The sequence below is a fragment of the Kitasatospora sp. MBT63 genome, assembly GCF_000710465.2.
Taxonomy (GTDB): domain Bacteria; phylum Actinomycetota; class Actinomycetes; order Streptomycetales; family Streptomycetaceae; genus Kitasatospora.
The window spans coordinates 20,500-32,361 of the sequence record NZ_JAIZ01000464.1; the positions used below are offsets into that span (position 1 = coordinate 20,500).

Consider the following 11,862-nt stretch of genomic DNA (forward strand, 5'->3'; position numbering starts at 1 on the left):
CGGCGCCGTTGGGCTTCGCGGCCTGCCGGCCGCCGTCCGGGCTGTCGGCGAACCGCCAGCCGTCGACGCCGCCGTCCGGCGGGACGTACGTGGTGGGGCCCTGCTGCTGGTACACCCAGGCGTCGCCGGACCACTTCCAGAACGACCAGTAGCGGTACCCGGCCGCCTCGGCGGGGGCGGCCGCCAGGCCGAGCAGGACGGTGAGGGCGAGCAGCCCGGCGAGGACGGCGGCGGGGCGGCCCGCCGCCGTCCGGCGTACGGCTCCGGTCACTTGGGCCCGTCGCCCTTGTCGTCCTCGGGGCGCTGGGCGTCGGCCTGCGGCTGCTCGCTCTGCGGCTGCTCCGCCGGGGTCTGCGGCGGCTCGGCCTGCCCGGCGGACGGCTGCCCGGTCGGCGCCTGCCCGGCGGACGTCTGCTCGGTGGACGGCTGCGCGGCCGGCGCCGGCCCGGAGGTGGCCGGCTCCGCGGGGTGGGGGTGCTCGGGGTGGTGGTGGGTGCTCAGGTGCCGGGCGCCGCGGCGGCGGCTGAGGCTGATCAGCAGGCCGCCGCCGACGCCGATCAGCAGGCCGACCCCGATCAGCCAGCCGGTCGACAGCCCGGGGTCGGTCTTCGGGATGGTCGCCCCCGGCGCCTTGGTGGCGGCCGGTACGGACTGCGGGGCCGGCCCGGCGTCGATCAGCAGCTGGACCAGGTTGTGGCCGTCGAAGTCGTACGGGTCGACCTTGGCGGCGTGCGCCGCCAGCAGCAGGGTGGCGGCGGCCGCGGCGTCGGTGCCGTCCTTGCCCTGGGCGGCCCACGGGTAGCCGTTCTTGACCAGCCAGTTGGCGGCCGGGGCGGCCTGGTCGGGATGGCCCGCCCGGACCAGGCCGAGCACGGCCCAGGAGGTGGCGGTGAAGTCGGGGCCGGGGGTGGCACCGGGGGTGTTCTGCACCAGGTGGTCGCCGCCCGCGGACAGCTGGGCCGTCAGGTACGCGGAGACGGCCTCGGCCGCGTCCGCGTGCGGCACGGTCGCCGCGGTGGAACCGGCCGGGCAGGCGGGGGCCGTGGGGGAGGGGGAGGTGCCGGTCCCGGTGGGCGGCGGTACCGGGAGGCTGCCGCCCGCGGCCGCCAGGGCGGCCTGGGCGGAGGCGAGCGTGTTCGGGGCGAGCGAGCCGTCGGGGGCGGGCTGGTAGGCGAAGGCGCCGCGCTGGTCGGCGGGCGCGGCGCAGCCCAGCTGGAACGCGGCGAGGCCGTCGTAGGCGCTCTTGCCGGCCTTGGCGGTGCCGGCCGGGTCGGTGCCGGTCGCGACCAGCGCGTTGACCGCCAGCGCGGTGGAGTTGGCGTCGCCCGGGGTACCCGGGTTGTAGGCCCAGGTGCCGTCCGCGTTCTGGACGGCCTTGAGCCACTGGGTGCCCTTGGAGACGGCGTCCTGGTGGCCGCCGAGCCGCACCAGCGCCTGGACGGCGACGGCGGTGGCGTTGCTGTCCTCGGTGGCCGGGTCGCAGGCGGCGGCCGGGTCGGCCCGGTACGACGGCCAGCCGCCGTCCGCGCACTGCTGGCCGGTGAGCCAGGAGACCGCCGAGTCGGCCGGCACGACCTGGTCGTCGGCGAGGGCGAGCAGGGCCAGCGACTGGCGCCAGACACCGTCGTAGGTCGGGTCCCCCTTGCCGTACAGCCCGGCCGGCACGGCCACCGGGGCGGACGAGGGTGACGGCGTGTCGGCCAGTGCGGGCGCGGCGGTGAGGCCGGCGAGCAGCAGGGCGGCCACGGCGGCGGTGACCGGACGGGCGGCGGTCGGCATGGGGGGTGGAGCCTTTCGGTGGGCGGTGGCGGCAGCCCGGCCGGGCCGCCCGGACCCGGGCGGAGCCGGACGGGGGTGCCGCCGGGGCGCTTGCCCCCTTCGGGCCCGCCGGTGGGCCCTGACGGGCCGACGGCGGCTCGGCCGGTACCGCGTCGGTACGGCCTTTGCCCTGGTGGGAGGCGGATGGAGTTGTCGTGCCCCGACTCTAACGGCCCGGCGGACGGCTCCCGTGCCAACACGGTGTGGCCTCGGTCGCACATGGCGGGAGCCCCGCTCCGGCCGGGTGAACGGCCGGAGCGGGGCTCCCGGGGTGAGGGTGGATCAGGTGGTGCTGTTGGGCGTCATGGTCCAGGCCTGGTTGCTGGGGCCGAGGCCCCCGCAGTCCCAGAGGATCACTCGCAGGCCCGGGGTGGTGGTGTTGGCGCCCGGCAGGTCCACGCAGAGGTTGGACGCCACGTTCAGGATCCGGCCGTTGCCGTTGACGGCCCACTTCTGGCCGGGCTGGTCGGCCGAGCAGGGGGCGACCGCCAGGTTGGTGTTCCTCCCGGTGCCGTTGTTGAGGGCGCCGACGCAGTTCGCGCCGGCCCGGATGGTGCCGTCGGAGGCGAACTGGAAGTGCTGGTTGATGCCGTTCCAGCAGTTGTAGACGGCGATGGCGGCGCCCGGGTTCGGGCCGCCCTCCGCGTCGAGGCAGATGTTGCCGGCGATGGCCGAGTGCACCGAGACGCTGGCGTTCAGCGCGCCGATGTTGGTCGGGTTGTTGAAGCCGTCGACCCGCTCGGCGACCGCGGAGTGGTTGACGCCCTTCCAGATGCCGATGGTGCCGTTGGTGTCGACGGTCCACAGGTCGGCGAAGCCGTCACCGGTGATGTCGCCGGACGAGCCGATCTGCGGGTAGGCGGTCCCGTTGGTGCCGCTGCCCGTGAGGATCAGGTAGCCGGTGTCCGGGTCGAGCATCGAGGAGTAGTCCTCGGTGCCGTCCGCCTTCTTGCCGATGGCGTAGGCGCGGACGTCACCGGTGTCGGTGTTCCGGGCCCACAGGGTGGCCTGGTAGACCGGCTTGCCGCCGACCATGGTCGGACCGTTGGCCGGACCCGGGTTGATCAGCTGCCACTTGCTCCAGTCCTTGGTGGACAGCTCGGCGCCGCCCTTGCGGGAGAGCGCCCGGCCGGCGGTCTCGCCGTGCGGGAACAGCCAGAGCTTGCCGTCGATCACGGTGAGCAGCGAGCTGCGGGCGGCCAGCTTCTTGGTCGGGTCCTGCGGGTCGGTCAGGTTCTCGCCCTCGACGCCGCCGATGGAGACGACCTGGGTGGCGTTGGCCCAGCTGGTACCGCCGTAACCGGCGGGGCAGGTGATGGTCGCGCCGTCGGCGTCCTGGCAGAGGTTGACCTTGAGGATCGGCGACCGCGGGTTGAAGTTGCCGTGGCCGTCGTTCGGGTAAAGGTACAGGTTGCTGTCACCGGTCGCGTGGACGATCAGGTCGTCGACGGCCTTGCCGCCCCCGATCAGGGTGGCGCGGTGGCTGACCTGGACGCCGGCCCAGGTGCTGGTCGGCGAGGCCGCGTTCGGGCCGACGATCGGCGCCGCCGTGGACGGGTCCAGGGTCGGGCGGACCAGACGCAGGTTGCCGTTGGCGTCCGGGAGCACGATGTCCGGCTTGGCGTCGCCGTTGACGTCACCGAGCACCGGCATGGAGCCCGGCTTCCACGGGGCGTAGAAGCTGTACGGGGCCGGCTGGCTGTAGTTGCCGGCGTTGTCCTGGGACTGGACGTACAGGATGTTGGTGCCCCACAGGCCCGGGGTGTAGTGGAAGCTCCCGTTGGTGGTGACGCCCTCGTTGGTGTTCTCGTAGGTGTTGCAGTTCCAGCCGGTCACCGGGGTGGAGCTGGTGCTCCAGCGGATGCAGGCGATGCCCGAGGCGGCGCCGCCGGCCGGGACCGGGTCGTCCCCGCCCACGGTGAAGGTGCCCTGGTCGGTGCTGAACTTCGCCGGGTTGTCGTTCGGCGTGCCGGACGGCGGGAAGTCGGTCGAACCGATGCTGACGGTCGGGGCGGTCTTGTCGACCCGGAAGTAGCACCAGGCGGAGTCGGGTGAGGTCAGGCCGCCGTCGGTGGAGTTGGCCAGCCAGCCGTACTGGTGGCCGTCGGTCAGCTCGCCGTTGTTGACGCTGATGCTCTGGGCGTCGTTGTAGCCGCCGCCCGAGGCGCTGTCACGCAGCAGGCCCCAGCCGGTGTTCTGGTCGTCCCAGACGCGGAACTTGGTGACCAGCGGCATGTTGGTCGGCGACCAGCTGCTGGCGGTCAGCGTGAGGTTCTGGTTGGCGCCGACCCAGCCCGGGTTGTACCAGGCGTAGGCGCCGCCGGGGGTCTGGCACTCGTTGTGCGAGTTGTTGCTCGCGAACCCGGGAGCCGGGCTGGTCCGGGGCCACCAGACGCTCGGCTTCATGTCGTAGTCGGTGACGATGTGCGGGTTGTTCTTGATGTGCTTGCGGTAGTACTTGTTGTTCTCGTCATCGGGGGCGATGCCGAAGGTCCACCGGGCGTCCTTGTTCGCGGCGGCCTGTTGCATGTGCCAGGTGACGTCGAAGTTGATCGGGCCGGTACCGGTGATCCAGTACGAGTTGCCGATCTTGCTGCAGCCGCCGAAGGTGCCGCCGCCGTTGCACGGCTGGTTGCGCCAGGTGGTGTCGCCGTTGATCTGGCCGGCCCAGTACAGGCCGAGCGGGGTGCTGGTGCCCGGGCTGGAGGCGCCGGTCACGTCCGCGTAGAACGTGGCCTTGTAGATGGTCGGGCGCTCGGGCGCGCCGCCCGGCTGGTTCCAGATCGCCGAGTTGATGCCGATGCCGTAGTAGGCGCGCTCGCGGCCCTGGCCGGTGCAGTCGCTGTAACCGCAGTAGCCGACGCCGAGGTCGGTCACCTTGTCGGCGTACTTGGTGTCGGGGTGGTACTCCTGCACCTGGATCGACTGGACCGCCGGGCTGTCGGCGCTGACGGTCGGGTCGAGGTACCAGGGGCCGGTGCCCTTGCCGAAGGTGGCCGAGTCCGGCGTGAGGGTCAGCGCGGTGCTGTCGGCGGTGATGCCCATCGCGGCGGCGGTCGCCCCGGCGCCCGGGCCGTCCGCGTCGGAGGCGGCGGCCGAGGCGGCCGCGGCCGGGGCGGCGGCGCTCTTCGGCGCGGCCAGCAGGCTGCGGTTCTTGCCGGCGGAGGAGGACCCGGTGGCGACCGGCGCGGGGAGCGCGGAGTCCCACTGCAGCGGCGTCGGCGCGTGCAGCCGGGTCTGGCCGGAGGAGTCCTTCAGCGCGATGCTGCCCGACTCGTCGGTGGACACGCTCAGGCCGGTCGCCTTGACCGGGAAGCGCAGCTGCTTCAGCTTCGGGTCGGCGGCGGCCGCCGCCGTACGCACCACGATGACGTCCCGCCAGCCGCCGTCCGGCAGCGCGGTGAGCTGGAGGTCGACGTCGGGCAGCACCGAGGCGTAGGTCGCCGTCGAGCCCTGCCAGGTCGGCTTCGGCAGCTTGAACGGCGCGCTGATCGCGAACGACTTGCCGTCGGGCGTGGTGATGGTGGCCAGCGGGCCCTCGCCGCCCCCGGAGACGGTCAGCGCGTTGGTGCTGACTGCCGGGCTCAGGCTGCCGTCGGCGTTCTTGTGCAGGGCCGGGTCGAGTTCGGCCCAGTTCCCGTCGCGCTTGGTGCGGACCGGCGCGGCGTTGTCGGTCGTGCTCAAAGTGCCGTCAGGATTGACCAGCGTTTTCGAGGTCTCGGTCGTGAGCGCATCGACGACCACGGTCTGCCCGGTCGACTTCGCCTTGGCCTGCGCGTCCACGACGGCCTGCTGAGTGGCCGTCAGGACGGGCTTGTCGCCGGCCGCGGGCGACGGCGTTCCGGTCGCCGCGAGGGCCGGGACGGTGAGCGACCCGAAGCCCAGGGCGCCGGCCACGACCATCGTCGCCAACCGCGCCATTCCCCTGTTGTTCATACCCGGTGACGCCTGTTCACCGGACGTCGATATGGATCTCAGCATTCTTCTGACGCTCCCCCACATGCTCGTGCTCGCCCCCAAGGCGCGAGCGTTCGAGGGGGAACGATGGTGGGCGAGTCCCCCCCACGTCAAACGGGTTGAGGATTAGGGTGGATATTGGCGAAACGCCTTGTCAGTGGGCGGTCAGGAGGCGGGCCGCGGAGTGCAGGTCGGCCCGGACCTCGGCCAGCGACGAGCGGCCCGACAGCCAGCCGATCAAGGTCGCGTGCCAGGTGTGGCCGATCACCCGCAGCGCCGCCTGCTGCTCCGCGCCCGGCGGGCCGGGCAGGGCCGCGGCCTCCAGCACGATCGCCGAGGTCAGCCGCGACACCTCGTCCACCTCGTGGCTGACCGAGCGGTCGGCGAACGACAGGGCCCGCACCATCGCCTCGGCCAGCCGCGGTTCGCGCTGCAGCACCTGGAACGCGGTGGTCAGCGCCTCGGCGACCCGGCCGGCCGGATCCGCCCCGGCCGGCGGCCGGCGCCGGACCTGCCCGTGCAGCTGCTCCAGCTGCTCCCGCGCCACCGCGACCAGCAGGTGCACCTTGGAGGGGAAGTACCGGTACAGGGTGCCCAGCGCCACCTGCGCGCCCTCGGCGACCTCGCGCATCTGGACCGCCTCGTAGCCGCCCCGGGCGGCCAGCGCGGTGGCCGCCCGCAGGATGCCGCGGCGCCGCTCGGCCTGGCGCGGGGTCAGCGCGGCGCGGGCCGCGGTCGTGGTGGTCAAGGAAGCCCCCGGACGGCTGGTCGCGATGTCGGGTCCCAGCGTGGCGTGAATCACCTGCCCTGGCTCAGAACGGGAAGCTACGGGCCGGTATCTTCGAGGTCTCTCGTTGTTCACCCGCCCAACAGCGAGCTCCACACCACCATGAAACGTGATCTACTTTACCGGCCGTGCCCACTGCGGTGAGTAGGGATAAGGGGCCAGGATGACCGCGCTGCCGCGACCGCTGCGGATCGCCCTGCTGTCCTACCGCGGTGACCCGTTCTGCGGCGGCCAGGGCGTCTACGTCCGCCACCTCTCCCGCGAGCTCGCCCGCCTCGGCCACCACGTCGACGTGATCGGCGCCCAGCCGTACCCCGTCCTGGACGAGGTCGAGGGACCGGGCAGCGTCCGCCTGGTGGAGCTGCCCAGCCTCGACCTGTACCGGTCCGACGACCCGTTCCGCACCCCCGCGCTGGCCGAGTACCGCGGCGCGGTGGACGTGCTGGAGGTCGCCGGGATGCGCACCGGCGGCTTCCCCGAGCCGCTCACCTTCTCGCTGCGGGCCCGGCAGTACCTGGCCCGGCACAAGGGCCGCTACGACATCGTCCACGACAACCAGACCCTCGGCTACGGCCTGCTCGGCCTCGCCCGGCACGGCTTCCCGCTGGTCACCACCGTGCACCACCCGGTCACCGTGGACCGCCGGCTCGAACTGGACGCCGCCGCCACCCGGCTGCGCCGGCTCTCGCTGCGCCGCTGGTACGCCTTCACCCGGATGCAGCGCCGGGTCGCGGCCCGCCTCGACCACATCATCACCGTCTCCGCCAGCTCCAAGGCCGAGATCACCGAGCACCTCGGCGCCGCACCGCGCGCCGTCTCGGTGGTCCCGATCGGCGCCGACACCCGGCTGTGGTCCCCGTCCGGGGCCGTCGAGGTGGTCCCCGGACGGATCGTCACCACCTCCAGCGCGGACGTCCCGCTCAAGGGGCTGGTCTACCTGGTCGAGGCGCTGGCCAAGCTGCGCACCGAGCGCGACGCCCACCTCGTGGTGGTCGGCAAGCGCCGGGCCGAGGACGGTCCGGTCGCCGAGGCGGTCCGCCGGTTCGGCCTGGAGGCGCACATCGAGTTCCGCACCGGGCTGACCGACCAGGAACTGGTCGACCTGTACCGCTCCGCCGAGGTGGCCTGCGTGCCGTCGCTGTACGAGGGCTTCTCGCTGCCCGCCGCCGAGGCGATGGCCACCGCCACCCCGCTGGTCGCCACCACCGGCGGTGCGATCCCCGAGGTGGCCGGCCCGGACGGCGAGACCTGCCTGGCGGTCCCGCCGGGCGACGCCGGCGCGCTCGCCGCCGCCCTCGGCCGGCTGCTCGACGACCCCGCGCTGCGCGCCGCGCTCGGCGAGGCCGGCCGGGCCCGGGTGCTGGCCGGCTTCAGCTGGGAGCGGGCCGCCGAACTGACCGTCGAGCGCTACCGGGCGGCCATCGCCACCGGCGCGGGGCGCCGGGCCAGGGCCGGCGCCGGCTGGCGCTACGTCTGACCGTCCCCCGGCCCGCCGGACCCTCAACCCTCAGCAGTACCGCAGCAACGAATGGGAGCCCCGCAGTGCTGACCGTCGATTTCTCCCGCTTTCCGCTCGCCCCCGGCGACCGGGTGCTCGATCTGGGCTGCGGCGGCGGCCGGCACGCGTTCGAGGCCTACCGGCGCGGCGCGAACGTGGTCGCCCTGGACCGCAACAGCGAGGAGATCGCCGAGGTCCGCAAGTGGTTCGCCGCCATGGAGCTGGCCGGCGAGGCCCCGGCCGGCGCCTCCGCCGTGGCGATGGAGGGCGACGCGCTGGCCCTGCCCTTCGAGGACGACACCTTCGACAAGGTGATCATCTCCGAGGTGATGGAGCACATCCCGGACGACAAGGGCGTGCTCGCCGAGATGGTCCGGGTGCTCAAGCCCGGCGGCCTGCTGGCCGTGACCGTGCCGCGCTGGCTGCCGGAGAAGATCTGCTGGGCGCTGTCCGACGAGTACCACGAGGTCGAGGGCGGCCACATCCGGATCTACAAGGGCGACGAGCTGGTGGAGAGGGTCCGCGAGGCCGGCCTCACCCCGTACGGCAGCCACCACGCGCACGCGCTGCACTCCCCGTACTGGTGGATCAAGTGCGCGATGGGCGTCAACAACGACAAGGCGCTCCCGGTCAAGGCCTACCACCAGCTGCTGGTCTGGGACATCGTCGGCACCCCGGTGATCAGCACCCTCACCAAGGCCGCCGAGAAGGCCCTCAACCCGGTGATCGGCAAGAGCTTCGTGGTGTACGCCTCCAAGCCCCACCTGGCGGGCAAGTGACCGCCGCCGTCCCCGAGGTGCTGCTCCTCGACGGGGTGCTGGACGCGGACCGGGCCGCCGCCACCGTCCGCTCCATCCTGGCGGACCAGGACGGCGACGGCGCCATCCCGTGGTTCCGCGGCGGCCACCTCGACCCGTGGGACCACACCGAGGCCGCGATGGCCCTCGACACGGCCGGCGAGCACGCCGCCGCCGAGGCCGCCTACCGCTGGCTGGCCGGCCGCCAGAACGCCGACGGCTCCTGGTACGCCGCGTACACCGACGGCGAGGTGACCAACGCCTCGAAGGAGACCAACTTCTGCGCGTACATCGCGGTCGGGGTCTGGCACCACCACCTCAGCACCGGCGACGACGCCTTCCTGGAGTGGATCTGGCCGGCCGTCCGCCGCGCCCTGGACTTCACGGTGGGCCTGCGGCTGCCGGACGGCCCGATCGCCTGGCGCCTCGACGAGGACGGCACCCCCGTCAAGGAGGCGCTGCTCACCGGCTCCGCCAGCATCCTGCACGCCCTGCGCTGCGGCCTGGCCATCGCCGACTACCTCGAAGAGCCCCAGCCCGACTGGGAGTTGGCGGCCGGCCGGCTGCGGCACGCGATCGCCCACCACCCGGAGCGGTTCCTCGACAAGGACCGCTACTCGATGGACTGGTACTACCCGGTGCTCGGCACCGCCCTGCGCGGCGCCGCCGCCGCCGAGCGGATAGCCCGCGACTGGGACCGCTTCGTGGTCCCCGGCCTCGGCGTGCGCTGCGTCAGCGACCGCCCCTGGGTGACCGGCGGCGAGAGCGCGGAGCTGGCCCTCGCGCTGTGGGCCTGCGGCCAGTCCGACCGGGCGGTGGAGATCCTGCGCTGGATCCAGCACCTGCGCCACACCGACGGCTCGTACTGGACCGGCTACGTCTTCGAGGACGACGCCATCTGGCCCGAGGAGCGCACCACCTGGACCGCCGGCGCGCTGCTGCTGGCCGTCGCCGCGCTCGGCGGCGACCCCGCCACGGTCGCGGTCTTCGGCGGCGAGCAGCTGCCCAGCGGGCTGGTGGTCAACGACTGCTGCTGAGCAGCGGCGACCCGCACGACGACGGGGGCGGTACCGGTCGCGACCGGTACCGCCCCCGCTGTCGTCGCACCCGGCGCGGGTCAGCCGCGCTGGATGCCCGTGGTGTCGTTGAGCAGGCCGTGGGTGCCGTCCTGGAGCTGGGCGACCAGCGCGCTGCCGCGCTGCTCGACGGCCAGGTACCAGGTGCCCGGGACGAGGTCGCCGACCGGCGGGCCGGCCGGGTTGTCACGCGGGGTCAGCTGACGCAGCGCCGGCACCGCGAACCAGAACGGGGTGAACGGCGCGGCCGCGGCCGCCGGGGCGGGCGCCGGGACCTGGACCGCGTCCTGTGGCACCGCGGCGGCCGGGTAGCCGTAGCCGCCGGCCGGCGGGGCGGCGGCGTAGCCGCCCGGCTGGGCCGCCGGGTCGCCCTGGCCCGCCGGGGTGCCCGGGTAGCCGTACTGGCCGCCCTGGGGGGCGTTGAACTGGCCGCCCTGGCCGCCCTGGACGGGCTGGCCCGGGGTGTAGGGCGCGTAGCCCTGCTGCTGCGGGACGGCGGCGGGCTTGTCGGTCAGCAGCGGCGCCTGCAGTGCGGGCACCAGCGGGCCCGCGACCGCGGCGGCGGCCAGCACCAGCACGACGATCACCGACAGCCAGGCGCCGAAGGCGTGGTCGACCAGGTCCGAGGGGTCCAGGCCGCGGGTGGTGTCGGCCGCCGAGAGGTAGCCGCCACCGTTGGTGAACAGCGCCCACAGGCCGCCCCAGGCGGCGAAGACGGACAGCGCCACGCCCCACTGGCGGAGCTTGAGGCCGGCCACCAGCCGGGTCTCGGCCGCCTCACCCTGGAAGCGGGCCAGCAGGATCAGGGCGGCACCGGCGACGCCGGCCAGGAAGACCGTGGCCAGGATGGACAGGAAGCCGCTGTGCCAGACGTTGTACGAGCAGTTCGTCCGGCACGGTCCGCCCACCGAGGTGTTGGCCTCGTAGAAGGGGAGGAAGGAGAAGACGAAGAGCAGGACAGCCGCACCTGCGACGGCGGCGTCTCCCCTGGTGAGAGCGCGCAGATTCACTAACGTTCCCCTCGTTGGTGTGTCGTGGACGGCGGGTGGTACTCGGCGGAGCCGGGGCGGGCCCGGTCCGGCCGATCGGGGCAAAAGCCTAGGGCCAAGCAGCCGCGACGTGCACAGCGCCCTCCCGGAACGGTCCGCAGTCGTTGCAGAACGGTCGGCTCCGGGCACCTCGCCGAGGACCGCCCCGGGGCCGCCGGAGACCGGTCCGGGGGCGGCCCGGAGCGGCTCAGGAGGTGGTCAGGTAGGTGGTCAGCGCGTCCGCGATGCCCTGGGCCGCGCGCTGCCGCCACTGCGGATCGGTCATCCGGCCGGCGTCGCCCGCGTTGCGCATGTTGCCGCACTCGATGAACACCTTCGGGACCGTGGACAGGTTCAGGCCGCCGAGGTCGGTCCGGGTGTCCAGCCCCTGCTTGCCGATGTAGTCGGCGAACGGCTCGCCGGTGGCCGCCTTGAAGGTGTCCCGCAGCAGCACGCCGAGCCGGTGCGAAGGCTCGACGATCGCCGAGGTGTCGGCCTTCCCGGCGGTCACCTTGCCCGGCATGATCACGTGGAATCCGCCGGCCGAGGCCGGCGCGCCGTCGCCGTGCACCGACAGCGCCACGTCGGCCTTGGCCGCGTTGCCGATCCCGGCGCGCTCGTCGATGCACGGTCCCCACGGGCGGTCGCCGTCCTGGGTGAAGACCACCTTGGCGCCGCGGTCCTGGAGGATCTGCCGGGCCCGGCGGGCCACGTCCAGGGTGTACTCGGCCTCGCTGTAGCCGTTGTTGGTCGAGGTGCCGGTGGTGTCGCACTCCTTGCGCGCGTTGCCGATGTCCACCTGGCGGTTGATCTCGGTGGTGTACTTGGCGTTGCCGGTGTTGTGGCCCGGGTCGAGCAGCACCGTCCGGCCGGCCAGCGGGGTCGCGCCGCCCGCCGCGGC

At 73.7% G+C, this 11,862-nt stretch carries 8 protein-coding genes and 1 pseudogene; 3 read left to right on the plus strand and 6 right to left on the minus strand.

Annotation, left to right across the window (positions count from 1 at the left end; genetic code table 11):
* The 4 genes and pseudogenes from AA75_RS52375 to AA75_RS25095 all read right to left on the minus strand — a co-directional run.
* Positions 1-271 (minus strand): annotated as a pseudogene (locus AA75_RS52375) (hypothetical protein); the annotation flags it as partial.
* The gene (locus AA75_RS25085) at positions 268-1,779 is read right to left on the minus strand and encodes a prenyltransferase/squalene oxidase repeat-containing protein (protein WP_063794435.1); all 1,512 of its coding nucleotides are present in this window, start codon (positions 1,777-1,779) and stop codon (positions 268-270) included. The gene AA75_RS25085 and the pseudogene AA75_RS52375, both read right to left, overlap by 4 nt.
* 321 nt (positions 1,780-2,100) lie before the next feature.
* Complete coding sequence (locus tag AA75_RS25090; protein WP_149038360.1) at positions 2,101-5,754, minus strand: RICIN domain-containing protein; 3,654 nt, start codon at positions 5,752-5,754, stop codon at positions 2,101-2,103.
* A gap of 175 nt (positions 5,755-5,929) precedes the next feature.
* Entirely contained in the window at positions 5,930-6,523 is a 594-nt protein-coding gene (locus AA75_RS25095) for a TetR family transcriptional regulator (protein ID WP_033822493.1), read from the minus strand.
* A 202-nt stretch (positions 6,524-6,725) separates the two neighbouring features.
* Here AA75_RS25095 and AA75_RS25100 point away from each other — a divergent pair, with 202 nt between their 5' ends.
* The 3 genes from AA75_RS25100 to AA75_RS25110 all read left to right on the plus strand — a co-directional run bounded on the left by AA75_RS25100 (position 6,726) and on the right by AA75_RS25110 (position 9,894).
* Positions 6,726-8,039, plus strand: a complete 1,314-nt coding sequence (locus tag AA75_RS25100) for a glycosyltransferase family 4 protein (protein WP_033822494.1) — start codon at positions 6,726-6,728, stop codon at positions 8,037-8,039.
* A gap of 65 nt (positions 8,040-8,104) precedes the next feature.
* Positions 8,105-8,839 carry a class I SAM-dependent methyltransferase gene (locus AA75_RS25105; protein ID WP_033822495.1) on the plus strand — a complete coding sequence of 245 codons (735 nt, stop codon included), beginning with the start codon at positions 8,105-8,107 and terminating at the stop codon, positions 8,837-8,839.
* On the plus strand, positions 8,836-9,894 hold the full coding sequence (locus tag AA75_RS25110) for a prenyltransferase (RefSeq protein ID WP_233289180.1): 1,059 nt from the start codon (positions 8,836-8,838) through the stop codon (positions 9,892-9,894). The genes AA75_RS25105 and AA75_RS25110 overlap by 4 nt, the downstream gene beginning before the upstream one ends.
* 80 nt (positions 9,895-9,974) lie before the next feature.
* Here the strand turns inward: AA75_RS25110 and AA75_RS25115 are convergent, their stop codons facing one another.
* Together AA75_RS25115 and AA75_RS25120 are read right to left on the minus strand one after the other, a co-directional pair.
* On the minus strand, positions 9,975-10,943 hold the full coding sequence (locus AA75_RS25115) for a DUF5336 domain-containing protein (RefSeq protein ID WP_033822496.1): 969 nt from the start codon (positions 10,941-10,943) through the stop codon (positions 9,975-9,977).
* Positions 10,944-11,169: 226 nt separating this feature from the next.
* A partial coding sequence (locus AA75_RS25120; RefSeq protein WP_033822497.1) for an N-acetylmuramoyl-L-alanine amidase occupies positions 11,170-11,862 on the minus strand: 693 nt, incomplete at its 5' end.